This is a genomic window from Mycobacterium sp. (assembly GCF_008709575.1).
In the GTDB taxonomy this organism is placed as follows: domain Bacteria; phylum Actinomycetota; class Actinomycetes; order Mycobacteriales; family Mycobacteriaceae; genus Mycobacterium.
In genome coordinates this window covers 35,785-59,208 of sequence record NZ_VYIK01000009.1, presented here as the reverse complement: position 1 = coordinate 59,208, position 23,424 = coordinate 35,785, and the positions used below count along the sequence as shown (strand labels likewise).

21 protein-coding genes and 1 pseudogene are annotated in these 23,424 nt (G+C 68.2%); 13 read left to right on the top strand and 9 right to left on the bottom strand.

Annotated features, from left to right (window positions below; translation table 11 throughout):
• Nucleotides 1-42 precede the first annotated feature (42 nt).
• The 4 genes from mptB (at nt 43) to F6Q13_RS03470 (ending at nt 4,572) form a co-directional block, all read left to right on the top strand.
• Nucleotides 43-1,749, top strand: coding sequence for a polyprenol phosphomannose-dependent alpha 1,6 mannosyltransferase MptB (gene mptB, locus F6Q13_RS03485; RefSeq protein ID WP_293052268.1), 1,707 nt, complete (start codon nt 43-45; stop codon nt 1,747-1,749).
• Nucleotides 1,746-2,690: an ABC transporter ATP-binding protein gene (locus F6Q13_RS03480; protein WP_293052265.1), complete on the top strand. Its 945-nt coding sequence runs from the start codon at nt 1,746-1,748 to the stop codon at nt 2,688-2,690. Before mptB ends, F6Q13_RS03480 begins: the two co-directional genes overlap by 4 nt.
• Nucleotides 2,687-3,463, top strand: coding sequence for an ABC transporter permease (locus tag F6Q13_RS03475; RefSeq protein ID WP_293052262.1), 777 nt, complete (start codon nt 2,687-2,689; stop codon nt 3,461-3,463). Before F6Q13_RS03480 ends, F6Q13_RS03475 begins: the two co-directional genes overlap by 4 nt.
• A gap of 179 nt (nt 3,464-3,642) precedes the next feature.
• Entirely contained in the window at nt 3,643-4,572 is a 930-nt protein-coding gene (locus F6Q13_RS03470; RefSeq protein ID WP_293052315.1) for a heme A synthase, read from the top strand.
• Here the strand turns inward: F6Q13_RS03470 and F6Q13_RS03465 are convergent.
• Complete coding sequence (locus F6Q13_RS03465) at nt 4,522-5,190, bottom strand: hypothetical protein (protein ID WP_293052313.1); 669 nt, start codon at nt 5,188-5,190, stop codon at nt 4,522-4,524. The two genes, F6Q13_RS03470 and F6Q13_RS03465, sit on opposite strands and share 51 nt — an antisense overlap.
• A 26-nt stretch (nt 5,191-5,216) precedes the next feature.
• Here F6Q13_RS03465 and F6Q13_RS03460 point away from each other — a divergent pair, with 26 nt between their 5' ends.
• Together F6Q13_RS03460 and F6Q13_RS03455 are read left to right on the top strand one after the other, a co-directional pair.
• Nucleotides 5,217-6,194 carry a quinone oxidoreductase gene (locus F6Q13_RS03460; RefSeq protein WP_293052257.1) on the top strand — a complete coding sequence of 326 codons (978 nt, stop codon included), beginning with the start codon at nt 5,217-5,219 and terminating at the stop codon, nt 6,192-6,194.
• A gap of 89 nt (nt 6,195-6,283) precedes the next feature.
• Nucleotides 6,284-8,125 (top strand): annotated as a pseudogene (locus F6Q13_RS03455) (DEDD exonuclease domain-containing protein); the annotation flags it as partial.
• Here F6Q13_RS03455 and trpD read toward each other — a convergent pair.
• Nucleotides 8,063-9,148, bottom strand: a complete 1,086-nt coding sequence (gene trpD, locus F6Q13_RS03450; protein WP_293052254.1) for an anthranilate phosphoribosyltransferase — start codon at nt 9,146-9,148, stop codon at nt 8,063-8,065. The pseudogene F6Q13_RS03455 and the gene trpD sit on opposite strands and share 63 nt — an antisense overlap.
• Before the next feature lie 96 nt (nt 9,149-9,244).
• On the opposite strand from trpD, the gene F6Q13_RS03445 reads away from it, so the two are divergent.
• The 4 genes from F6Q13_RS03445 to F6Q13_RS03430 are packed head-to-tail and all read left to right on the top strand — an operon-like array spanning nt 9,245 to nt 13,573.
• The gene (locus tag F6Q13_RS03445; RefSeq protein ID WP_293052251.1) at nt 9,245-9,856 is read left to right on the top strand and encodes a heme-copper oxidase subunit III; all 612 of its coding nucleotides are present in this window, start codon (nt 9,245-9,247) and stop codon (nt 9,854-9,856) included.
• A gap of 44 nt (nt 9,857-9,900) precedes the next feature.
• Nucleotides 9,901-10,725: a cytochrome c gene (locus F6Q13_RS03440; protein ID WP_293052248.1), complete on the top strand. Its 825-nt coding sequence runs from the start codon at nt 9,901-9,903 to the stop codon at nt 10,723-10,725.
• Nucleotides 10,722-11,903, top strand: a complete 1,182-nt coding sequence (locus F6Q13_RS03435; RefSeq protein ID WP_293052245.1) for a ubiquinol-cytochrome c reductase iron-sulfur subunit — start codon at nt 10,722-10,724, stop codon at nt 11,901-11,903. Before F6Q13_RS03440 ends, F6Q13_RS03435 begins: the two co-directional genes overlap by 4 nt.
• Nucleotides 11,900-13,573 carry a cytochrome bc complex cytochrome b subunit gene (locus F6Q13_RS03430; protein WP_293052242.1) on the top strand — a complete coding sequence of 558 codons (1,674 nt, stop codon included), beginning with the start codon at nt 11,900-11,902 and terminating at the stop codon, nt 13,571-13,573. Before F6Q13_RS03435 ends, F6Q13_RS03430 begins: the two co-directional genes overlap by 4 nt.
• A 34-nt stretch (nt 13,574-13,607) precedes the next feature.
• Here F6Q13_RS03430 and F6Q13_RS03425 read toward each other — a convergent pair whose 3' ends face one another.
• The 4 genes from F6Q13_RS03425 to F6Q13_RS03410 form a co-directional block, all read right to left on the bottom strand.
• On the bottom strand, nt 13,608-14,246 hold the full coding sequence (locus tag F6Q13_RS03425; RefSeq protein WP_293052240.1) for a DUF2561 family protein: 639 nt from the start codon (nt 14,244-14,246) through the stop codon (nt 13,608-13,610).
• Nucleotides 14,246-15,133 (bottom strand): MmpS family transport accessory protein, encoded by an 888-nt coding sequence (locus F6Q13_RS03420; RefSeq protein ID WP_293052238.1) that lies wholly within the window; start codon nt 15,131-15,133, stop codon nt 14,246-14,248. Before F6Q13_RS03420 ends, F6Q13_RS03425 begins: the two co-directional genes overlap by 1 nt.
• Before the next feature lie 180 nt (nt 15,134-15,313).
• Nucleotides 15,314-15,733 (bottom strand): cytochrome c oxidase subunit 4, encoded by a 420-nt coding sequence (locus tag F6Q13_RS03415; protein WP_293052236.1) that lies wholly within the window; start codon nt 15,731-15,733, stop codon nt 15,314-15,316.
• A gap of 9 nt (nt 15,734-15,742) precedes the next feature.
• A complete protein-coding gene (locus F6Q13_RS03410; protein ID WP_293052311.1) occupies nt 15,743-16,765 on the bottom strand; it encodes a cytochrome c oxidase subunit II in 1,023 nt (340 codons plus the stop codon).
• Between the two features lie 184 nt (nt 16,766-16,949).
• Here F6Q13_RS03410 and asnB point away from each other — a divergent pair, with 184 nt between their 5' ends.
• A complete protein-coding gene (asnB, locus tag F6Q13_RS03405) occupies nt 16,950-18,893 on the top strand; it encodes an asparagine synthase (glutamine-hydrolyzing) (RefSeq protein ID WP_293052234.1) in 1,944 nt (647 codons plus the stop codon).
• On the opposite strand, the gene F6Q13_RS03400 is transcribed toward asnB, so the two are convergent.
• On the bottom strand, nt 18,890-19,891 hold the full coding sequence (locus F6Q13_RS03400) for a carbohydrate kinase family protein (RefSeq protein WP_293052232.1): 1,002 nt from the start codon (nt 19,889-19,891) through the stop codon (nt 18,890-18,892). The two genes, asnB and F6Q13_RS03400, sit on opposite strands and share 4 nt — an antisense overlap.
• Nucleotides 19,892-20,390: 499 nt before the next feature.
• Here F6Q13_RS03400 and F6Q13_RS03395 point away from each other — a divergent pair, with 499 nt between their 5' ends.
• The gene (locus F6Q13_RS03395) at nt 20,391-21,038 is read left to right on the top strand and encodes a hypothetical protein (RefSeq protein ID WP_293052230.1); all 648 of its coding nucleotides are present in this window, start codon (nt 20,391-20,393) and stop codon (nt 21,036-21,038) included.
• Here F6Q13_RS03395 and F6Q13_RS03390 read toward each other — a convergent pair.
• Entirely contained in the window at nt 21,035-21,391 is a 357-nt protein-coding gene (locus F6Q13_RS03390; protein WP_293052227.1) for an iron-sulfur cluster assembly accessory protein, read from the bottom strand. The two genes, F6Q13_RS03395 and F6Q13_RS03390, sit on opposite strands and share 4 nt — an antisense overlap.
• 102 nt (nt 21,392-21,493) lie before the next feature.
• Nucleotides 21,494-22,636 (bottom strand): glycerate kinase, encoded by a 1,143-nt coding sequence (locus tag F6Q13_RS03385; RefSeq protein ID WP_293052224.1) that lies wholly within the window; start codon nt 22,634-22,636, stop codon nt 21,494-21,496.
• Nucleotides 22,637-22,787: 151 nt separating this feature from the next.
• Here F6Q13_RS03385 and F6Q13_RS03380 point away from each other — a divergent pair, with 151 nt between their 5' ends.
• Complete coding sequence (locus F6Q13_RS03380; RefSeq protein WP_293052308.1) at nt 22,788-23,423, top strand: DUF3043 domain-containing protein; 636 nt, start codon at nt 22,788-22,790, stop codon at nt 23,421-23,423.
• Nucleotide 23,424 lies beyond the last annotated feature (1 nt).

Here is a 23,424-nt window from a genome sequence, read left to right as displayed (position 1 = left end):
GTAATCGGCCGGTGTCCCCCGGGTGCCGGTTACGCTGCGTTGATGGCCGCCCGCCACCACACGCTCAGTTCGTCGATTGCCCGCTGGCACGGCGACGAACAAGCCGTTGGATCGCCACTCACCGAGGGCGAGCTGGTCGCGGTTCGCCGCACTCGGCTGTTCGGCGCGACCGGCACAGTGGTGATGGCGATCGGCGCTTTGGGCGCCGGGGCGCGCCCGGTGGTCCAGGACCCCACGTTCGGGGTGCGGCTGCTCAACCTGCCGTCGCGGCTGCAGACGGTGTCGTTGACGATGACCACCACCGGCGCGGTGATGATGGCGCTTGCCTGGCTGATGCTGGGCAGGTTCGCGCTGGGCGAGCGGCGCATGTCGCGCGGTGTGCTGGACCGCACGCTGCTGTTGTGGGCGATCCCACTGCTGGTGGCCCCGCCGATGTACAGCAAGGACGTCTACTCCTACCTCGCCCAGAGCCAGATCTCCCGGGACGGCCTCAACCCCTACCGGGTCGGTCCGGCCCCTGGGCTGGGGCTCGGCCACGTGTTCACGCTGTCGGTGCCCAGCCTGTGGCGCGAGACCCCGGCGCCGTATGGGCCGCTGTTCCTGTGGGTCGGCCGCGGGATCTCGGCGCTGACCGGAGAGAACGTTGTCGCCGCGGTGTTGTTCCATCGGTTGGTGGTGCTGGCCGGCGTGGGCCTGATTGTGTGGGCGACGCCACGACTGGCCCGGCGCTGCGGAGTGGCCGAGGTCAGCGCACTCTGGCTCGGCGCCGCCAATCCGCTGCTGATGATGCATCTGGTTGCCGGCATCCACAACGAGGCGTTGATGCTCGGTCTGATGCTGACCGGCACCGAATTCGCACTACGCGGGGTGGATGCCCGACGACCACTGGTACCCCCGGCGGGCCGGCGGCACGACTGGCGGAGCTGGGCGCCGCTGGGCCGACTGCTGAGCGGCGCGGTGCTGATCACGTTGTCCTCGCAGGTCAAGCTGCCGTCGCTGCTCGCGTTGGGATTCGTCGCAATGGCCCTGGCCTGGCGCTGGGGCAGCAGTGTGCGCGCGTTCCTGCTGGCCGGCGGACTGATGGCCGGGCTGGCGTTGGCGGTGATGGGGATCGTGGGCTCGGCCAGTCGGCTCGGCTTCGGGTGGATCTACACCCTGGGCACCGCCAACGTGGTACGCAGCTGGATGTCGCCGCCGACACTGCTGGCGCTGGGCACCGGCCAGGTGGGCATTCTGCTGGGCCTGGGCGATCACACGACAGCGGTGCTGTCCCTGACCCGCGGCATCGGTGTGCTGATCATCGCGGTGATGGTCGCCTGGCTGCTGCTGCTGGTGTTCCGCGGCCAGCTGCACCCCGTCGGGGGGCTCGGCGTCGCGCTGGGCGTCACAGTACTGCTGTTCCCGGTGGTGCAGCCCTGGTATCTGCTGTGGGCAATCATCCCGCTGGCCGCCTGGGCCACCCGCCCGGGCTTCCGGATCGCAGCGATCGCGGTGACGATCATCGTCGGCGTTTTCGGTCCGACCGCCAACGGCGACCGCTTCGCGGTGTTCCAGATCATCGACGCCACCCTGGCGAGCACGTGCATTGTGCTGCTGCTGATCGGGCTGACCTACACTCGCCTGCCCTGGCGACGACCGCCCGGCACCGAGGGAGATTCGATCTGCGCCTCGGTGCCACCGGATGTGGTGAGCGCCACCGCGACCCACCGGCTGCGCACCGTGCCAGGCGCTTACGCTGAATTCCCGTGAGCGCCGCCTCGAACCCTCCGGTACGGCTGCGTGGGGTGTGCAAGCGGTACGGGTCGGGCTCCTCGGCGGTGACGGCCGTAGCCAATCTCGATCTCGACGTGCAGACCGCCGAGGTGTTTGCCGTGCTGGGACCCAATGGTGCCGGCAAAACGACGACGGTCGAGATGTGTGAAGGCTTCGTCCGGCCCGATGCCGGCACCATCGAGGTACTCGGGCTGGATCCCATCGCCGACAATGCCCGGCTGCGGGAGCGCATCGGGGTGATGTTGCAGGGCGGCGGCGGTTACCCCGCTGCCCGCGCCGACGAGATGCTCAACCTGGTCGCCGCCTACGCCGCCAACCCGCTCGATCCCGACTGGCTGCTGACCACCTTGGGCCTCACCGATGTGGCACGCACCACCTATCGGCGGCTGTCCGGCGGACAGCAACAGCGGCTGGCGCTGGCGTGCGCCCTGGTCGGCCGCCCCGAGCTGGTGTTCCTCGACGAGCCCACCGCCGGGATGGACGCCCAGGCCCGGCTGCTGGTATGGGAGTTGATCGGCGCGCTGCGCCGCGATGGTGTGACGGTGGTGCTGACCACCCACCAGCTCAACGAGGCCGAGGAACTTGCCGACCGGTTGGTCATCATCGACCACGGGGTCACGGTGGCCGCCGGCACGCCGGCAGAGCTGATGCGCACCGGCGCCAAAGACCAGCTGCGCTTCAGTGCCCCGCCCCGGCTTGACCTGTCGCTGCTGCTCAAGGCGCTCCCGGAGGCTTATCGGGCCAGCGAGACGGCCCCGGGCGAGTACCTGGTGGAAGGCCCGGTGGACCCGCAGTTACTGGCGACGGTGACGGCCTGGTGCGCCCAGATCGACGTGCTGGCAACCGACATGCGGGTCGAACATCGCAGCCTCGAGGACGTGTTTTTGGATCTCACCGGGCGGGAGTTGCGGTCATGAGCCGAGCGGTGTTCCCGGCGGGCACGTTCAAACCCGACCCGCGGCCGAACAGGGTGTGGCGGATGCTGGCCGCTCAGTCGGCGCTGGAGCTCAAACTGCTGCTGCGCAACGGCGAACAGCTGCTGCTGACCATGTTCATCCCGATCACGCTGCTGGTCGGGCTGACGCTGCTGCCGCTCGGGTCCTTCGGCGATAACCGCGCCGCCACGTTCGCCCCGGCCATTATGGCGCTGGCGGTGATATCCACCGCATTCACCGGACAGGCCATCGCCGTGGCGTTCGACCGCCGCTATGGAGCCCTCAAACGGCTGGGTGCCACCGCGTTGCCGGTGTGGGGCATCATCGCAGGCAAGTCGCTGGCGGTGGTGGCGGTAGTTTTCCTACAGGCAATCATTGTGGGCGCCATCGGTTTCGTGCTGGGCTGGCGCCCAGGCGTGGTCGCACTGACGTGGGGCGCCGGCGTCATCGCGCTGGGCACGGCGGCTTTCGCCGCGTTGGGCCTGCTGCTGGGCGGCACGCTGCGCGCCGAGATCGTGCTGGCGATCGCCAACCTGCTGTGGTTCGTGTTCGCCGGCTTCGGCGCACTGAGCCTGCGGACCCACATGATCCCCACCACGGTTCGATGGGCCGCCCGGCTGACTCCGTCCGGCGCACTGACCGAGGCGCTGTCGCAAGCGATGACGGTGTCAGCCGACTGGTTCGGCGTCGCGGTGCTCGCCGGGTGGGGTGCGCTGGGCGCGGTGGCCGCGCTGCGCTGGTTTCGCTTCACCTGAGCCGAGCCCCGTTCAACCCCAGCGTGACGCCGGCGTCACTCTCGACCTCCATCGCCACCCCAGCGTCACGCTCGCAACCGCTATAGCGTCGGCTTCCCGGCCACGACGCCATCTACGACAGGGCGTAGTTGACCGTGCCTTACGATCGGGCGGTGCTCACTGGACGGTTCCTGCGGCGGCTGGTGGACCTGCTGCCGGTGCCCGGTGTGCGAGCCCAGCGCATCATCGGCGCGATCGTCGTGGTGACCCAGGGCGGGATCGCCGTCACCGGCGCGGTCGTCCGCGTCACCGCGTCGGGACTGGGCTGCCCGACCTGGCCGCAATGCTTCCCGGGCAGCTTCACCCCGGTGACGGTCGCCGAGGTGCCGCTCATCCACCAGGCCGTCGAGTTCGGCAACCGATTGATCACGGTCGCCGTGGTCATTGCCGCCGCGGCAGCGGTGCTCGCCGTCACCCGGGCCCGGCGCCGCACGGAAGTCCTGGTCTACGCCTGGCTGATGCCCGCCTCGACCGTGCTGCAGGCGGTGATCGGCGGGATCACCGTGCGCACCGGGCTGCTGTGGTGGACGGTGGCCATCCACCTGCTGACGTCGATGACGATGGTGTGGCTTGCGGTGCTGCTCTACGTCAAGATCGGCGAACCCGACAACGGCGTCATCCGCGACCTGGTGGCCGCCCCGCTGCGCCGCCTCACGCTGCTGAGCGCGCTGACACTGGCTGCGGTGCTGGTGACCGGGACACTGGTCACCGCCGCGGGCCCGCACGCCGGAGACACCAGCCCGGTGCGGACGGTGCCGCGATTGACGATCGAGATCACCACGCTGGCGCACCTGCACTCGTCGCTGATGGCGACCTACCTGGCGCTACTGGTCGGGCTCGGGTTCGGGCTGCTGGCCGTGGCGGCCCCCAGGCCGGTGCTGCTGAGACTGGCCGTGCTGGTCGTGCTGGTGGCCGGGCAGGGTGTGGTCGGCACCGTCCAGTTCTTCACCGGGGTTCCTCCGGCCCTGGTGGCCGTGCACGTGGGCGGTGCGGTCCTGTGCACCGCGGCCACGGCAGCGCTATGGGCGTCGATGCGAGAACGGACCGAACCCCAGCCGCTCCAAAGCTGATTCGACGCACACCGCGAATTGCCGTTCGGCGATCTCGCGCGACGCGGCATCGAGCTGCCCCCAGCCCAGTATCGGCGCCACCAGGTCCAGCCCGACCAACCGCGCATCATCGGTGACGTCGGCGCGGGCATACAGCAGCCGATCGACCCCAAAGCCGAGGCGCTCGGCGGCGGCACGCAGGGCGGCCCGACCGATGTCCCATAGTTGGAAGTCGGGTTCCACCGATGTCTGCGGGGTGAACGCGTGCGACTGCGCACCACCGAGGAACACCAGTGCCGTCGTCGCATCCGCCGTGGCCGCAGTGGTCGGCACCCCGGCCTGCTGCAGGTCCAACAGGTAGCGGCGGTCGGTGTTCCACGCGAGGACGTCGGCAGTGTTGAGCAGGTGGCGCACCCGTTTGGTCCAGGCCAAGAACTGGCCTGACCGGTCGGCACCGGCCGCGCGCACGATCACCAGATCCGCGCGCAAGGTGGCCAGGTCGTCCCATGCCAGCCAGTGCGCGGGCAACCCGCGCCGGCGCAACGCGGCGAGTAGTCCCGCGTCGTCGGCGGGCGCCGCGCCGGATTGCCCGGCCAGCACGATCCGCGGATGACGAATGTCGGGCCGGGCCAGCGTCATGGGCACCCCACGGGATGATAGTCGCCATGCATGCCGTCGTAGTCGCCGAAACCGGTGGCCCCGAAGTCCTGCGCTACGTGGAGCTGCCGCGGCCGGCTCCGGCCGCGGGGCAGGTGCTGATCCGGGCCGAAGCGATCGGGGTCAATTTCATCGATACCTATTTCCGCTCCGGCCAGTACCCGCGCGACCTGCCGTTCGTCATGGGCATCGAAGTGGCCGGCACGGTGAGCGCCGTCGGCGAGGGCGTGACCGGGCTACACCCCGACGACCGGGTGGTGACCGGGGCGGCGTCGGGGGCCTATGCCGAATTCTGCACGGCGCCGGCAGAGTTGGTTGCCCGGTTGCCGGCGGGAGTGGATTTCGAAGTGGCGGCGGCGGCGCTGCTGAAGGGGATCACCGCCCAGTACCTGCTCAAGTCGGTTTATCCGGTGCAGGCCGGGGACACAGTGCTGGTGCACGCCGGAGCCGGCGGGGTGGGCCTGATCCTGACCCAGTGGGCCACCAGCCTGGGCGCGCGGGTGATCACGACGGTATCCACGCCGGCCAAAGCCGAGCTGTCCCGGCAGGCCGGCGCGACCGAGGTGCTGGACTATCCCGGCGAGGACCCCGCGGATTTCGGCCGACGCATCCGCGACGTGACCGGGGGCGCCGGGGTGGCCGCGGTCTACGACGGCGTGGGCGCCAGCACCTTCGACGCCAGCCTGGCCAGCCTCGCCGTGCGGGGCACGCTGGCGTTGTTCGGCGCGGCCAGCGGACCGGTTCCGCCGGTGGACCCGCAGCGACTCAACGCCGCCGGCTCGGTGTACTTGACCCGGCCCTCGGTGGTGCACTTCACGCGCACCGCCCAGGAGTTCGCGTGGCGGGCCGGGGAAGTGTTCGACGAGATCGAAGGCGGTTCGATCAACGTGACGGTGAGCGCGCGCTATCAGCTGTCCGACGCCGCGCAGGCCCACCGCGACCTGCAGGGACGCAAAACCGTCGGCTCGATCGTGCTGGTGCCGTAACGCTCACCACTGCTCCGCCGCCTCGAGCCGCCGGCGTGTCGTCGGCCGCTCAGCCGACAGTGTCGGTGCCCCCGCCTAACATCCGGGCCATGGGTGCGCCCGCCGCCGAGCAGCTGAGCCTGCCCGGCGTCGACCGCGCCGAACGCGCCGACGACCTGCCGCTGGCCGAGACCACCTTCGTCGTCGTCGACCTGGAAACCACCGGCGGGCGCACGACCGCGATGGGTGAAACCCCCGCCGACGCCATCACAGAAATCGGTGCGGTCAAGGTACGCGGCGGGCTGGTGTTGGGCGAGTTCGCGACGCTGGTGGATCCCCAGCGCAGCATCCCGCCACAGATCGTGCGACTCACCGGCATCACCACCGCCATGGTGTGCCATGCCCCCACCATCGGGGTGGTACTGCCGATGTTCCTGGAATTCGCCCGGGGCGCCGTGTTGGTGGCCCATAACGCCTCGTTCGATATCGGGTTCCTCCGAGCGGCGGCCCAGCAGTGCGCAATCACCTGGCCCCGCCCGCCGGTGCTGTGCACGGTCCGGCTGGCCCGCCGTGTACTCAGCCGCGACGAAGCCCCGAGTGTGCGGCTGGCCGCGCTCGCCCGGCTGTTCGCCCTCGCCAACGAGCCCAGCCACCGGGCGCTCGATGATGCCCGCGCCACCGTCGATGTGCTGCACGCGCTGATCGAACGGGTCGGCAACCAGGGCATCCACACCTATGCGGATTTGCGCTCGTATCTGCCCGGAGTCTCGCCGGCCCAGCGCCGTAAGCGCGTGCTGGCCGAGCGGCTCCCCCGCCGGCCCGGTGTGTACCTGTTCCGCGGGCCGGCCGGTGAGGTGCTCTACGTGGGCACCGCGACCGATTTGCGCCGCAGAGCCGCGCAGTACTTCAACGGCAGCGACCCGCGACCCCGCACCAATGAGATGGTCGCGCTGGCCGAGACCATCGACCACGTCGAGTGCGCGCACGCACTCGAAGCTGGCGTGCGCGAACTGCGACTGTTGGCCGCGCACGCTCCGCCGTACAACCGCCGGTCGAGGTTTCCGCAGCGGTGGTGGTGGGTGGTGTTGACCGACGAAGCGTTCCCGCGGTTCTCGGTGCTGCGCGCGCCGCGGCACCAGCGTGCGCTCGGACCGTTTCGCTCCCGGGCCGACGCCGCTGACACCGCGGCGTTGCTCGCCCGGTTCACCGGGGTGCGGACCTGCACCACCCGGCTCGCCCGGTCAGCTGTGCACGGGCCGGCCTGCCCGCCACGCGAAATTTCGCCGTGTCCGGCGGAGCGCGGTGTGACGGCCGCCCGGTATGCCGCGACGGCCCGGCAAGCGGCCGCGTTGATCGATGGCACCGACGACAGCGCGCTGGCCGCCGCGGTCCAGCAGATCACCGAGCTGGCGCAGCGGCAGCGCTACGAGACCGCCGCACGGCTGCGCGACCGCACCGCGGCCGCGGTCGACATGCTCTGGCGGTCCCAGCGCCTGCGGGCGCTGGCCGCGCTGCCCGAGCTGGTGGCCGCCGCGCCGGACGGACGCGGCGGCTGGCAGCTCGCCGTCGTGCGGCACGGCCGGCTCGCCGCGGCCGGTAGCGCCGGCCGCGGCGTTCCGCCGATGCCCGTCGTCGATGCCCTGCGGGCGGGGGCACAAGTAGTCCTGCCGGAGGCCGCACCGCTGGGCGGGGCGTTGGTCGAGGAGACCGCGCTGATCGCCCGCTGGCTCGCGACCCCGGGCGTACGCGTCGTGCGCTGTGCCGAGACTGACGACGGCGCGGGCTGGGTATCGCCGCTGCGCGGCGCCGGCCGGTGGGCGGCGTGGGCCGGGGCGGCACGCTCGGCGCGGAGGGCCGCCGAGCAGGTGCCGGGGCCGTCGGCGGACGGCTCAGAGCTGTTGACCGAACCGCACCCACCTCGCGAGCAGCTGTTCGGCCGCACCGCTGTCGATCGCGTCGGCGGCGCGGCGCAGACCGTCTTCCCACGCCGGCAGCCATTCGGCGCGGCTGGATAACCCCGCATGGGCTACCAGCGCGCCGGCGGCGTTGAGCACCACGGCGTCGCGGACCGGCCCCGTCGCCCCGGCCAGCACCGACCGCGCCGCCGCCGCGTTGCTCGCCGCGTCGCCGCCCAACAGGTCCTCGAGACCGGCCCGGGCGAACCCGAACCCGGCGGGATCGAACGTCAGCCTGTCCACCGTGCCGGCCTGCACCCGCCAGATCGTGCTGGTCGTGGTGGTGGTCAGCTCGTCGAGCCCGTCGTCACCGTGCACCACCAAGACACTGGAGCGCCGGGCGGCGAACGCTTCGGCCATCACCTCGGCCAGCTCGGGAAACGCGCAGCCGACCAGGCCAGCCCGCGGCTCCCCGGGATTGGTCAGCGGCCCGAGAAGATTGAACACGGTCGCTACACCGATCTCGCGCCGCACCGCTGCGGCGTGCCGGTACGAGGGATGAAACCGCGGCGCGAAGCAGAATCCGATCCCGACCTCGGCAACGCTGCGTGCCACTTGGTCGGGTTCCAGGTCGATGCGCACTCCGAGCGCCTCGAGCACATCGGCGGCGCCGGCCAGCGACGATGCTGCCCGGTTGCCGTGCTTGACCACCGGCACGCCGGCGGCGGCCACCACGATCGCCGCCATCGTGGACAGGTTGACGGTGTTGAGCCCGTCACCGCCGGTGCCCACCACGTCCGCGGTGTCGGCGCCGATCACCTCGGCAGGCAGCCGGCGTGCGTGCCGCAGCATCGTCTCGGCCAGCTCGCCGACCTCCGCCGCGGTGGGGACCTTCATCGTCAATGCCACCGCGAAAGCCGCGATCTGGGCCGGTGTCGCGACCCCGGTCATGATCTGCTCCATGGCCCAGCCGGCTTGTCCGCGCGCCAGGTTCCGCCCGGCCGTCAGGTCCGCCAGCACCCGCGGCCAGGTCGGTGTCGCAGGGGTCCGATCGGCGGGGGCGGCCGGTGAGTTCGCCATCCGCTGATGGTCCCACGGCCGCTACCCGGGTGTCCCCACCTGCCAAATACCGCCCCGGCTGGAGTTCGACAACTACAAAGCGTCATACTTAGTGGCGTGACGAGCGCCGTAGGGTCTTCGGGTACTGCTATCACCTCGCGAGTGCACTCGCTCAACCGGCCCAACATGGTCAGCGTCGGTACCATCGTCTGGCTGTCCAGCGAACTCATGTTCTTCGCCGGGCTGTTCGCGATGTACTTCACTGCGCGGGCTCTGGCCGGCGGCGACTGGCCACCCGAACCCACCCATCTGAACCTGTACCAAGCTGTCCCGGTGACGCTGGTGCTGATCGCGTCGTCGTTTACCTGCCAGATGGGAGTGTTCGCCGCGGAGCGCGGCGATGTGTTCGGGCTGCGCCGCTGGTACGCCCTGACTTTTGCCATGGGCTTGTTCTTCATCATCGGACAGCTCTACGAGTACCACCACCTGATCGATCACGGGACCACGATCCCGGGCAGCGCCTACGGCACGGTGTTCTATCTGACCACCGGCTTTCACGGACTCCACGTCACGGGCGGATTGATCGCGTTCATCTTCCTGATCGTGCGCACCACGATGAGCAAGTTCACCCCCGCGCAAGCGACCGCGTCGATCGTGGTCTCCTACTACTGGCACTTCGTCGACATCGTCTGGATCGCGCTGTTCGCCACGATCTATTTCATCCGATGACCCCCCGCCCGACGAACAGGAGCGTTCGGTTGAAGACTCGGTTAATGACTCGGTGGTTGCCCACCAGCGGCGTTGCCCGGCGGCGGCTGCGCCGGCGGTTGTCGGCGGGATTGCTGCTGTCGGCGGGGCTGGGCATAGCCGGTGGGCTGGCGGCCGTGCTGACCCCGGCCCCGCAGGTGGCGGTCGCCGACCAGTCGTCGTCGGCGCTGTTGCGCACCGGCAAAGAGTTGTTCGACACCGCTTGCGTGACCTGTCACGGCGCCAACCTGCAGGGTGTGCACGACCGCGGCCCGAGCCTGATCGGCGTCGGAGAGGCGGCCGTCTACTTCCAGGTGTCCACCGGCCGGATGCCCGCCATGGACGGCGAGGCGCAAGCTCCCTCGAAACCTCCGGTTTTCGACGCGGCACAGATCGACGCACTGGGCGCCTACGTACAAGCCTTCGGGGGCGGCCCCACCCTGGTCCGCAACCCCGACGGCAGCCTCGCCCAGAAATCCTTGCGCGGCAACGACGTAGGCCGCGGCGGCGATCTGTTCCGACTCAACTGCTCGTCGTGTCACAACTTCACCGGCAAGGGTGGGGCGCTGTCCTCGGGTGCCTACGCACCGAAGCTCGGCGGTGCCGAGGAGCAGCAGATTCTCACCGCGATGCTGACCGGTCCGGAAAACATGCCGAAGTTCTCCAACCGGCAGATCTCCCTGGAGGAGAAGAAAGACATCATTGCCTACGTGAAAACCGTGACCGAGGAACGTCAGCCGGGGGGCTACGGGCTGGGCGGCTTCGGACCCGCCTCCGAGGGCATGGTCATCTGGATCATCGGAATGGTCGCCGTTATCGGCGTGGCGTTGTGGATTGGGGCACGAGCGTGAACGACGGGGCACACAGGGGCGATGCACCTACCGAGACCGAGCTCAACGCGATGTCACGCGAGGAGTTGGTGGCCCTCGGCGGTCGGCTCGACGGCGTCGAGACCGTCTTCAAAGAGCCCCGCTGGCAGGTCGAAGGCACCAGAGCCGAAGCACGCGCCGAACGCCGGGTCGCGACGTGGTTTTTGCTGGGCGGCGGTTTCGGGCTGGCGCTGTTGCTCGTTTTCGTGTTCTGGCCCTGGGAGTACAAGCCGACCGGCGCCAAAGGCAGCATCATGTATTCGCTGACCACCCCGCTCTACGGGCTCACCTTCGGATTGTCCATCCTGTGCATCGCCGTAGGCGCAGTGCTGTTCCAGAAAAAGTTCCTTCCGGAAGAGATTTCGATCCAGGAACGCCACGACGGCGCCGGCTCCGGCTCCCCTGAGATAGACCGCAAGACTGCCGTGGCCAACCTGACGGATGCCTTCGAAGGCTCGACATTGCGGCGCCGCAAGATCATCGGGGCTTCGCTGGGCCTGGCCCTGGGAACGTTCGGCCTCGGCACGCTAGTCGCGTTTATCGGGGGACTTATCAAAAATCCGTGGAAACCGGTGGTGCAGACCTCCAAGGGCAAGACGGCTGTGCTGTGGACCTCGGGTTGGACACCGCGCTACGAAGGCGAAACGATCTATCTGGCGCGTGCCACCGGATCACACGTGGGGGCCCCGTTGATCAAAATGCGCCCGGAAGACATCGACGCCGGCGGGATGGAGACCGTGTTTCCCTGGCGGGAGTCCGACGGCGACGGCACCACCGAGGAATCCCGGCAAAAGCATCGGGAAATCATGCAAGGTGTGCGTAACCCGGTCATGCTCATCCGCATTCGGCCCAACGACATGCACCGCGTAGTCAAGCGCAAGGGCCAGGAGAGCTTCAACTTCGGTGATCTGTTCGCCTACACCAAGGTGTGTTCGCATTTGGGCTGCCCGCCATCGCTTTTCGAACAGCAGTCTTACCGAATCCTGTGCCCGTGCCACCAATCGCAATTTGACGCGTTGGTCTACGCCAAGCCTATCTTTGGCCCGGCCGCACGAGCATTGGCCCAGCTGCCGATCACCATCGACAGCGAAGGGTATCTGGTCGCCAACGGTAACTTCATCGAACCTGTCGGACCGGCATTCTGGGAGCGCACGTCATGAGTCTGCACATCGGCGATATCCTGGCTCGCCAAGCACACGACATCGACATCCGCTATCACCCTGCGGCAGCCGTGCGGCGACAACTCAACAAGGTCTTCCCGACCCACTGGTCGTTTCTGCTCGGCGAGATCGCGCTGTACAGCTTCGTCGTGCTGCTGATCACCGGTGTGTATTTGACCCTGTTCTTCGATCCGTCGATGAACGAGGTCACTTACAACGGCGCCTACCAGCCGTTACGCGGTGTGGAGATGTCGAAGGCCTATCAATCGGCGCTCGACATCTCGTTCGAGGTGCGCGGCGGCCTGTTCGTGCGCCAAGTCCACCACTGGGCGGCGCTGATGTTCGCCGCCGCGATCATGGTCCACTTGGCGCGAATCTTCTTCACCGGCGCGTTCCGCCGGCCCCGTGAGGCCAATTGGGTCATCGGCTCCATCCTGCTGATACTGGCGATGTTCGAGGGCTACTTCGGCTACTCGCTGCCCGACGACCTGCTGTCGGGGATCGGGCTGCGCGCGGCGCTGTCGTCGATCACTTTGGGAATGCCGGTGATCGGGACCTGGCTGCACTGGGCGCTGTTCGGCGGCGATTTCCCCTGCGGGGGCGTGGGATATACCTGCGACACCGCGGGTTACATCGTGCCGCGCATGTACTCGCTGCACATCTTGCTGATACCGGGGATCATCCTGGCGCTCATCGGGGTGCATCTGGCGCTGGTATGGTTCCAGAAACACACCCAGTTCCCCGGACCGGGCCGCACCGAGCACAACGTGGTCGGCGTGCGGGTGATGCCGGTGTTCGCCGTGAAGTCCGGCGCCTTCTTCGCGCTGACCACCGCGATTCTGGGCCTGATGGGTGGCCTGCTGCAGATCAACCCGATCTGGAACTTGGGGCCGTACAAGCCGTCCCAGGTCTCGGCGGGCTCACAGCCGGACTTTTACATGATGTGGACCGAGGGCCTGGCTCGCATCTGGCCGGATTGGGAGTTCTACCCGGGCCATCACACGATTCCCGCCCCGGTCTGGGTGGCGCTGATCATGGGACTGGTCTTCGTTCTGCTGATCGTCTATCCGTTCCTGGAGAAGCGATTCAGCGGCGACTCCGCCCACCACAACCTACTGCAGCGGCCGCGTGACGTCCCGGTGCGCACAGCAATCGGTGCGATGGCGATCGGGTTCTACATGGTGCTCACGCTGTCGGCAATGAACGACATCATCGCCTACAAATTCCACATCTCGCTCAACGCGACCACCTGGATCGGGCGCATCGGCATGGTGGTGGTGCCGCCGATCGTCTACTTCGTCACGTATCGGTGGTGCATCGGGCTGCAGCGCAGCGACCGTGAGGTGCTCGAGCACGGCATCGAAACCGGCATCATCAAGCGGTTGCCCCATGGCGCCTACATCGAGCTGCATCAACCGCTCGGTCCGGTCGACGAGCACGGCCACCCGCTGCCGCTCGAGTACCAGGGCGCCCCGGTGCCCAAGCGGATGAACAAACTCGGCTCGGCCGGTTCTCCGGGCAGCGGCAGCCTGCTGCGCGCCGATCCGGTGTCAGAAGACGCGGCACTGCGCGAGGCGGCGCACGCCAGCGAACAACGTGCTCTGACTGCGCTGCGGGAGCGTCAGGACAGCAACGGTTCGACCGACGGCGAATACCTGCCCGATCGCTGAGTCCGCGCCCGCGGCGCCGAGTGCAGCGCGACGGTTAAAACGTCCGCTGCGGTCGTCGGGACAGCATGTTTTTAAGCCACCGACCGTGGCGCCACACGATAACCGGCAGAGCCACCGTGATAAGCCCGGAGATCAGGTACATGACCCACGCCGCGCCCTGATGCCCGGTCGCCATCAAGTAGGTTGCCGTAGCTACCCCGACCAACGCCAGGCCCAGCGGGCCCAGCAGGAAAACAATGCCGCGTAACCAGACGCGGTTCACCTCGGCGTCGGGCAATGCGGGCCGCAGCGTGGCCGGCCGCTCGATGTGGGCGATTTGAGCGGGCTGGTCGAACACGCGGGCCGACGGATATCCGAATCCGGCCGGCTGGCCGATCACGCTGCGTGCCGCCACCCCCGCCGACGACCGTTCGGCTGTCATCCGGCGAGCGCGCAGCAGCAACGGAATGGCCGCCAGGATGATCAGTACGGAAATGACGATGATGCCGTAGAGCAACGACGAGGTGTGCCCGTTGCCCTGCCCTTCGTGAAACCCCCGGTCCAAGTCCATCAACGCGACCACGGCAGCGGCGCTCATGCCGATCAGCACCAGCCACACTGCCGTGCACAGTCCGACCAGAACGCGATCGACGAGGATCGGTGACAGGATGGCCCAGCCAGGCTGACGCGCCATCAGCAGCTCGTCTGGGGGGCGTTGTTCTCGTTGGCGGACAACACCGTGCCGTCGCTGGAGGTGATCGTGCAATTGAGTTTGCTCAACCGCAGCAAGCTCGACGCCTCCACGAAGCCGACATCGGACTGCGAGATCGGGGTGAGGGTCAACGACCACGGGATATACGCGTTGCGCTGGACCCGTCGTTGCCCGGAAGCGTCGGTGTAGGTGATCGTGATCTGGTCAAATGGGGCCTTGGTGCCGGTCACCGAATAGGTGACCTGCTTGGGACCCGCCGGTGTGGTCGTGGGTGTCGGTGGCGGGGCCGCTGCGGTCGTGGTCGCCGGCGGCGCCGTCGTGGCCGGCGGTGGCGGTGGTTCCTCACTGGTGGGCGGCGGCGGTGGCGGCGGCGGTTCCTCACTGGTTGCTGGTGGCGGCGGGGGCGCCTGGCTGGTCGGCGGTGCCGGTGATGGGGCCGGAGCCGGTGGCGGGGTGGTGACGGTGATCTCGTCCTGAATTGGCGGCGTGGAGGTGGGCGCGATACCGGGCGTGGCCAACTTGTTGGTGTCGGTGCGGGCGAACAGCAGCGATACCGACACCACCAGCGCGACGGCCGCCACGATGGCCGCCACGCCCACCACCCATGGCCAACGCGGCGGGGCGGGTTCCTCCGCGATCTCCTCATAATTGTCGTAGTCGTAGAGATCGAGGTCCATCGGCACGAAAGGACCGCCGGTGAACTGCTCAGATTCCGGCGCCGAGTAAGCCTGGGGATAAAAAGGGGTCGCGCTGCTCCGGTCGCTGTCGACGGACGCGTCGGCGTGCAGGCCGTCGTCGAGCCCGGTAGCGGGTACGCTGTCGGGCCCCGGTCCGTCAGGTCCCGGATCTGGAGGGTTCGGCCCGCTCATGTTCGCCTGTCCTGTTCGACTGTCCCATTCAACTAGGTCGTCTGCGCACGCAGCATCTCGGCTGCATCGTCGAATGCGCCTTCTGATGTATCCATTGTGCTTCGGAAACCCTACCCAACCCGGGTAGACGTTCACCGATCATGCCTTGGTTGTGTCCTGGTGACCGCCGAAACGGCACAGTCAGTGTTTCTCCGGGCCGACGTAGTACTCGAAGACCAGTCCGGCGGCCGAGCCGAGGACAAACACCACCCCGGCGACAATCAGCCACGGCAGCCACAAGCCGACCCCCACTGCGGCTACCGAAGCGGACAAGGCCACCAGGACCGGCCACCAGCTGTGCGGGCTGAAAAAACCTAATTCTCCCGCACCGTCGCTGATCTCGGCGCCCTCGTAGTCTTCGGGACGGGTATCGAGCCGGCGGGCCACGAAGCGGAAGAACGTGGCGATGATCAGCGCCATGCAACCGGTCAACGCCAGCGCGGTCGCGCCGGCCCACTCCGCCCCGCCAGTGGAGAACAGCGACGTCGTAATGCTGTAGATCACCGCGACGAGGATGAAAAACCCCGCGACGAATTCAAACAGCCTGGCTTCGATACGCATGAGGTTCCCCTACTTACTGGCCTGAGGCGACTGCTGACCGCGGCGGGTTTCGAACGGGTGGGTGGTCACCGCCACGGGAGACTGGTTGATCGCCTGCAGCGCCTGGGCGTTGTCCTTGCCGGCGATCCGCTGTTGCAGGTAAGCCTTGAAGTCATTGGGCGTCACCACCCGGACCTCGAAGTTCATCATCGAGTGGTAAGTGCCGCACATCTCGGCGCAACGGCCCACGAACGCCCCGGTCTTGGTGATTTCGCTGAGCTGGAAGCGGTTGACCGAGTGGTTGGCCTCCGGGTCAGGCATGACGTCGCGCTTGAACAAGAACTCCGGCACCCAAAACGAATGCACCACGTCGGCAGAGGCCAGCACGAATTCGATGCGCTTGCCGGCAGGCAGCACCAGCACCGGGATCTCGGTGCTGGTGCCCAGCGTCTCGACCTTGTCGTAGTTGAGGTAGCTCTTGCCTTTCGCGTTGAGTCCCCGCGGCGGCCCGGCGAGCTGGGGGCCGTAGTCCTCCGGCGGCGCGAAGGCCATTGCCTTCTTGCGTGCCGGGTCGGCTCCGTCGTAGGTCAAGGTGCCGTCTGCGAAGTCGACCTTGCGGTAGCCGAACTTCCAGTTCCACTGGAATGCCGTGACGTCGATGACGACCTCGGGGTTCTTCGCGAGGTGCAGCATTTTCTCCTGAACCACGACAGTGAAATAGAACAGCACCGAGACGATCACGAACGGTGTGACGGTGAGCACCAGTTCCAACGGCATGTTGTAGCCGAACTGACGGGGCAGTTCGGTGTCGCCGGCCTTCTTACGGTGAAATGCTGACGCCCAGAAAATGAGGCCCCACACAATCCCGCCGACCACCAGCGAGGCGATCACCGCACCGAGCCACAGCTGCCGGTTGGTTTCGGCTTCCGGCGTGATGCCGTACGGCCAGCCGAAGCCCAGCACTTCCTGCCAGCTGCAACCGCTCAAGGTGGTCGCCAGCACGGCGAGCACCCCGGCCAGTACTGGCCCGCGCCACCGACGATTGGCAGCCAGGCTCTGCGAACGACCGGGCCCGCGAGGTCTCACGGTGGCGCCTCCTGAACCACAAGCTCTGCCGACCTGACCCTGGCCTGCCAGGAGCTGTCGGCCGACGCAATTATCGATTACTACGCAGCGTAGACCATGGGGCCGGCGCAGCTGCGCGGGCCTGCCCGCGGTGCGGCATACTCGGACGCTGATGTGTGGACTGCTGGTCTTCGTGGCCGCCGCGGCCAGCGCCGCGGCGCCCGACGCGGTGGCGGCCGCGGATGCGGTGAGCCGGGCCTCGCACCTGATGCGTCACCGCGGGCCCGACGAACCCGGGACATGGGCCGACGGGACCGTAGTGCTCGGCTTCAACCGGCTGTCGGTCATCGACATCGCGCACTCGCATCAGCCACTGCGCTGGGGACCGCCGGAAAGCCCCGATCGGTACCTGCTGGTGTTCAATGGCGAGATCTATAACTATTTGGAGCTGCGCGCCGAACTTGCCGCGCGCCACGGCGCGACCTTCGCCACCGACGGCGACGGTGAAGCCATCGTTGCCGCCTACCATCACTGGGGCGTCGAGGCGTTGCCGCGGCTGCGCGGGATGTTCGCGTTCGCGCTGTGGGACACCGTCACCAGCGAATTGTTCTGCGCTCGTGACCCGTTCGGCATAAAACCGCTGTTCGTGGCGGCCGGGGCCGGCGGCTGCGCGGTGGCCAGTGAGGAGAAATGCCTGTTGGAGCTGGCCGATCTGGTGGGGTTCGACACCGGCATCGACGACCGGGCCGTGCAGCATTACACGGTGCTGCAGTACGTGCCCGAACCCGAGACCCTGCACCGCGGGGTGCGTCGGCTGGAATCGGGTTGCTACGCCAGGATTTCTCCGACCAGCCCGAACCCGCGGATCACTCGTTACTTCGTGCCTCGGTTCAACGCCCAGCCGATCTCCCGCGGCAGCGAGCAGGCCCGCTACGACGAGATCACCGCGGTCTTGGAGGACTCGGTGGCCAAACACATGCGTGCCGACGTGACGGTCGGCGCTTTTTTGTCGGGCGGCATCGACTCCACCGCAATTGCGGCGCTGGCGATCCGGCACAACCCGAGGCTGATCACGTTCACCACCGGCTTCGAGCGGGAGGGCTTCTCGGAGATCGACGTCGCCTCGGCCTCCGCCGAGGCGATCGGGGCACGGCACGTCACCAAGGTGGTCACACCCGACGAGTTCGTCGCCGCGCTGCCGGAGATCGTGTGGTACCTCGACGAGCCGGTTGCCGACCCGGCACTGGTGCCGCTGTTCTTCGTCGCCCGCGAGGCACGTAAGCACGTCAAAGTGGTGCTCTCCGGCGAGGGCGCCGACGAATTGTTCGGTGGCTACACTATTTACCGGGAACCGCTGTCGCTGAAGCCGTTCGAGTATCTGCCCGGGCCGCTGCGGCGTTCGATGGACAAGATGTCCAAGCCGCTGCCCGAGGGCATGCGGGGCAAGAGTCTGCTACACCGCGGATCGCAGCCGCTGGAGGAGCGCTACTACGGCAATGCCCGCAGCTTTTCCGATGCGCAACTGCGCCAAGTGCTGCGCCGGTTCCGGCCGCAATGGACCCACACCGACGTGACCGCGCCGCTGTACGCGCAATCGGCGGGCTGGGACCCGGTAGCCCGCATGCAGCACATCGACCTGTTCACCTGGTTGCGTGGCGACATCCTGGTCAAAGCCGACAAGATGACGATGGCCAACTCACTGGAGTTGCGCGTGCCGTTTCTGGATACCGAGGTCTTCGCGGTCGCTTCCCGGTTGCCGTCCGGCGCCAAGGTCACCCGGCGCACGACTAAATATGCGCTGCGGCGCGCGCTGGAGCCGATCGTGCCGCCGCACGTGCTCAATCGGCCCAAACTCGGTTTCCCGGTGCCGATCCGGCACTGGCTGCGCGCCGGGGAACTGCTCGACTGGGCCTATGCGATGACGGACTCGTCGCAGGCGGGCGAATTCGTCGATATCGCCGTGGTGCGCAGGATGCTCGACGAGCATCGATGCGGCGCAGCCGAGCACAGTCGCCGACTGTGGACGCTGCTGATTTTCATGCTGTGGCATGCGATCTTCGTCGAGCACACCGTGGTGCCGCAGATCCGTGAACCGCGCTATCCGGTACAGCTCTAAAGATCGGGTGACCCGGGGTTTGCTCGCCCCAGTGCGCCGGCGATCTCCTGCGCAGCTTCCGGGCCGTAGGCGCCGGCCAGTCGGCCCACCGCTGTATCGCGGTCCCACGCCCACTCCTGCGTACCGGTCGACTCCAGCACCAGCACCGCAACCAGCGATCCCAGCTGCGCGGAACGCTCCAGCCCCAGACCCGCGCTGCGGCCGGTCAGGAATCCGGCCCGAAATGCGTCGCCGACACCGGTGGGGTCGACCTGGCCGGTTTCGGGCACCACATCGACGTGGACGACGGTGCCGTCCGGGTCGACCAGATCGACACCCTTGGGACCCAAAGTGGTCACCCGTAGCCCGACCTGCGCCATCACGTCGGCCTCGGTCCAGCCGGTCTTGGACAGCAACAGGTCCCATTCGTAGTCGTTGGTAAACAGGTAGGCGGCGCCGTCGATGAGTTTGCGGATCTCTTCGCCGGACAGCCGGGCCAGCTGCTGAGAGGGATCGGCCGCGAAGGCCAGGCCCAGCCTGCGGCACTCCTCGGTGTGTAAAAACATCGCCGCCGGGTCATTGGCTCCGATGACCACCAGCTCGGGCTTGCCGATGCGCTCAAGCACCGCGGCAAGGGAAATGTCGCGTGCCTGTGACATGGCGCCCGGGTAGAACGACGCGATCTGGGCCATCTCCCGGTCGGTGGTGCACACGAACCGTGCGGTATGCGCCGTCGTCGAAATCAACACGTTGTCGCAGTTGACGCCGTGGGCTTGCAACCAGTTGCGATAGTCGCTGAAATCCTCGCCGGCCGCACCGACCAGGGCGACGTCACCGCCGAGCACGCCGATGGCGAAGGCCATGTTGCCGGCCACGCCGCCGCGGTGGATCACCAGGTCGTCGACCAAAAAGCTCAGCGAAACCTTGTGCAGGTGATCGGGGAGCAGTTGTTCGGAGAACCGGCCCGGAAACCGCATCAAATGGTCAGTCGCAATCGAACCGGTCACCACGATCGTCACGAAAAATCCACTCCTTCGCTTGATAAGCCCATCTACGGAAGAGTACTAGGAGCGTGGGTCCTCGGTTTCACTGTGCGCTGAAGGTGACGGGGACCGCCTGAATTCAAGCGCCCCGCCGCCCGGAACGCACACTCGGCGCCCCGGACGTACACTCGAGGCCCCATGGCAGGCAAGTGGCTCGACAGTCAGCTCACTGCGGGCCGGCCGGTCCGGTGGTGCCGATGTCGGTCGCGGAGTTTGCGCAGACTGCCGCGGACGGCCAGGAGCAGCCAGTCACCGCGGGCCTGCTCCAACCCGCACAGCAGCAGGTGCCGGGCGTTTTGCCGGGTGGCCGGTCCTCGTGGTGAGTGGCCGATCCACCCTTAGCGGTCGTGGTCCCGTCATGGCCGCGGCCGGCAGCCACCAGTGCGCTAGCCTGCCTAGAGCGAGCCGCCCGCACCAGCCGCGCTTGGGCGTCACCGCTGATCAGCTCCGGCCCTACAACCGAGGAGAACCAACGATGCCGGGTCCGCATCCGCGCAACCACGGTTTCGGTGCGGGCAGCCCGCCGCGTGGTACGCCCGATTCCGGCCGGGCCGACTATGGTCGCTCCCGGGCCGACGGCGCCGGCGCGGCGGCACCGCCGTCGGCCGCCTACCCGGGCTTGCTTCCGCCGCCGGTGGCCTACCCCGCTCGCCGGCGGCTGGTGGCCGGCGCGGCGGTGGCGTTCACATTGATCAGCGGGTTGGCGGCCGCGATCATCTACGGCCTGCGGCAAAACCAGTCCACCGAGGTGATTTCCGACGCCACGGCCAAGACGGCGATCCAGGGCTACCTCAACGCGCTGGAGCACCGCGACACCGACACCATCGCCCGCAACACGCTGTGCGGCATCTACGACGCCGTCCAGGACCGGCGACCCGACCTGGCGCTGGCCAGGCTCAGCAGCGACGCGTTTCGTAAGCAGTTTTCCGATGCCCAGGTGACCGCGATCGACAAGATCGTCTACTGGTCGCGGTACCAGGCCCAGGTGCTGTTCACGATGCGGGTTGCCCCCGCCGGCGGTGGCCAGGCGCGCGAGCACCTGCAGGGAATGGCCCAGCTGCTGGCCCAGCACAACCAGGTGCTGGTGTGCTCATACGTACTGCGGACAGCGGGCTCGTATTAGTTGAAGGAGTCGCCGCAGGCGCACGACCCGGTGGCGTTCGGGTTGTCGATCGTGAAGCCCTGCTTCTCGATCGTGTCGACGAAGTCGATCGAGGCGCCTTGCACATAGGGCGCACTCATCCGGTCGACGGTCAACGTCACGCCACCGAACTCCGCGGTCAGGTCGCCGTCGAGCCTGCGGTCATCGAAAAAAAGGTTGTAGCGCAGGCCCGCACACCCGCCGGGCTGGACCGCGATACGCAACGCCAGATCGTCACGTCCCTCCTGCTCCAGCAGCGCCTTCGCCTTAGCTGCCGCGGCCTCGGTCAAGATCACGCCATGGGTCGCGGCGGTTGACTCGCCCGAAACGGTCATTGCTTCTCCCTAACTGTGCCTACGTCGCCAAATCTACCCAAATCGTGCCCAATCGTTGCCGGGTCCGATCTGCTCGGCGCCGAACACCGGCCGAATCCCTTCTCATGGTGAGTCAAGGGTACCTCGCCATCGCGGTATTCCCGCGTCGCCATTCCCCAGTTGCGCGGCCACATACGACGCCAGGCCCATGAGCTGGTTGACGGCATCGGCCACCGCCAGGCGCACCGAACCGGCGTAGTCGGCGATCGCGTACGCCGCCGTGATGCCCGCAGAGCGCAGCGCGGCGTCGTCGAGATCCACCTGACCGGCCAGGACCAGCACGGGGACGTGGTGCTCCCGTGCGGCCCGGGCCAGCGCTCCCACCACCTTGCCGTGCAAAGACTGTGCATCGAATTTGCCCTCGCCGGCGACGATGAGATCGGCAGCGGCGATGTCGTCGGCCAGACCGGTGTGCTCGGCGATGATCGCCGCGCCGGGCCGGTATCGTCCCCCCAGCGCGAGCAGCGCCGCGCCGATTCCGCCCGCCGCACCGGCACCCGGCTCGGCACTGACCGCCCGCCCGGCCGCTTGGTCCAGCTCGACGGCCCACCGGCTGAGACGCTGCTCCAGCATTGCAACGGTAGCCGGGTCGGCGCCCTTCTGCGGCCCGAAGATCCGAGCGGCACCCCACGGCCCCAGCAGCGGGTATTCGACGTCGCAAGCAGCGACCACGTCGATCCCGGCTAGCCGTTGCCGGGCGGTCTGCAGGCCGCCGAGTTCGTCGACCAGTCCCCGGCCGCCGTCGGTGCTGGCGCTGCCACCCAGCCCCACCACGATGCGCGCCGCGCCCGCCTGCAGCGCCGCGCAGAGGAGCTGACCGACTCCCCGGCTGTGGGCGGCCAGCGCGGTCTGTGGTGTCGGCGGCCCGCCCAGCGCGGCCAAGCCGCAGGCCTGCGCAGATCCCAGATAGGCGGTCGCCGATGCGGCATCGAACACCCACTCGGCGTCCACCTCGTCGTCCAGCGGCCCCGACACCCGAAGCCGGCGCCGCTCCCCCAACCGTTCGGCCAGCACCGCGACAAATCCGGGGCCGCCGTCGGACTGCGGCGCGATCGTGAACTTGTCGGCGGGCCGTTGCCGGTTCCAGCCCGTGGCGATGGCGGCCGCGGCCTGCATCGCGGTCAGGGTCTCGCCGTAGCAGTCGGGCGCGATGAGGACACGCAGGCCCGACTCATGGCCCGGGCCTGCCGCCGGGGCACCGTTCATCCCCTGAAGCCTAGGCACGTCGCCGGGCATCACCGGACCGTTTAGCGGACAAATCCCGTCGCGAAGTAACCTGGCAACCGTGAAGCTGCTGGGCCGCAAGAAGAACGACGGCGTCGTCCAGGGAGATGTCCGCGGAGATGACCCCGGCGATATCCGCGGCGCCGGGGCAGGTGGTACGCGCGAAGACGTCGCCACCTCGAGCACCGTCCGCCCGCGTCGCACCACCGCCCCCAAGGGCCGGCCCACACCCAAACGGGGCGACCGGCGCCGCGGACCGGTCGCCCCGGCCCCGATGACCGCCGCCGAGGCCCGCGCTCGGCGCAAAACCATGGCCGGACCCAAGCTCAGCCGCGAGGAACGGCGCGCGCAGAGTGCGGCGCGGCGGGCCGCGATGGCTGAACGCCGGGAGCGCATGATGGCCGGCGAAGAGGCTTACCTGCTTCCGCGCGACCAGGGCCCGGTGCGCCGCTACGTGCGCGACGTGGTCGATTCCCGCCGCAATGTGCTCGGTCTTTTCCTGCCGGCGGCGCTGGCGCTGATGTTCGTCATGTTCGGCGTTCCGCAGCTTGCGCCCTACGTCTCACCCGCGATGACGGTATTGATGCTGCTGATGGTGCTCGACGGGATCGTCTTGGGCCGCAAAGTCACCAGGCTGGTCGACGAGAAATTCCCGAACAACACCGAGAGCCGTTGGAAACTAGGATTCTATGCTGCCAGCCGGGCGTCGCAGATGCGTCGGATGCGGGCGCCTCGGCCCCAGGTCCAGCGCGGTAGCCGTGTCCATTGAC

Excerpts from the sequence above, each read along its gene's own strand:
- mptB (WP_293052268.1), top strand. The coding sequence starts at position 43 with ATGGCCGCCCGCCACCACACGCTCAGTTCGTCGATTGCCCGCTGGCAC.
- F6Q13_RS03475 (WP_293052262.1), top strand. The coding sequence starts at position 2,687 with ATGAGCCGAGCGGTGTTCCCGGCGGGCACGTTCAAACCCGACCCGCGG.
- F6Q13_RS03465 (WP_293052313.1), bottom strand. The coding sequence starts at position 5,190 with ATGACGCTGGCCCGGCCCGACATTCGTCATCCGCGGATCGTGCTGGCC.
- F6Q13_RS03460 (WP_293052257.1), top strand. The coding sequence starts at position 5,217 with ATGCATGCCGTCGTAGTCGCCGAAACCGGTGGCCCCGAAGTCCTGCGC.
- trpD (WP_293052254.1), bottom strand. The coding sequence starts at position 9,148 with ATGGCGAACTCACCGGCCGCCCCCGCCGATCGGACCCCTGCGACACCG.
- F6Q13_RS03440 (WP_293052248.1), top strand. The coding sequence starts at position 9,901 with ATGACTCGGTGGTTGCCCACCAGCGGCGTTGCCCGGCGGCGGCTGCGC.
- F6Q13_RS03430 (WP_293052242.1), top strand. The coding sequence starts at position 11,900 with ATGAGTCTGCACATCGGCGATATCCTGGCTCGCCAAGCACACGACATC.
- F6Q13_RS03425 (WP_293052240.1), bottom strand. The coding sequence starts at position 14,246 with ATGGCGCGTCAGCCTGGCTGGGCCATCCTGTCACCGATCCTCGTCGAT.
- F6Q13_RS03420 (WP_293052238.1), bottom strand. The coding sequence starts at position 15,133 with ATGAGCGGGCCGAACCCTCCAGATCCGGGACCTGACGGACCGGGGCCC.
- F6Q13_RS03415 (WP_293052236.1), bottom strand. The coding sequence starts at position 15,733 with ATGCGTATCGAAGCCAGGCTGTTTGAATTCGTCGCGGGGTTTTTCATC.
- asnB (WP_293052234.1), top strand. The coding sequence starts at position 16,950 with ATGTGTGGACTGCTGGTCTTCGTGGCCGCCGCGGCCAGCGCCGCGGCG.
- F6Q13_RS03395 (WP_293052230.1), top strand. The coding sequence starts at position 20,391 with ATGCCGGGTCCGCATCCGCGCAACCACGGTTTCGGTGCGGGCAGCCCG.
- F6Q13_RS03390 (WP_293052227.1), bottom strand. The coding sequence starts at position 21,391 with ATGACCGTTTCGGGCGAGTCAACCGCCGCGACCCATGGCGTGATCTTG.
- F6Q13_RS03385 (WP_293052224.1), bottom strand. The coding sequence starts at position 22,636 with ATGAACGGTGCCCCGGCGGCAGGCCCGGGCCATGAGTCGGGCCTGCGT.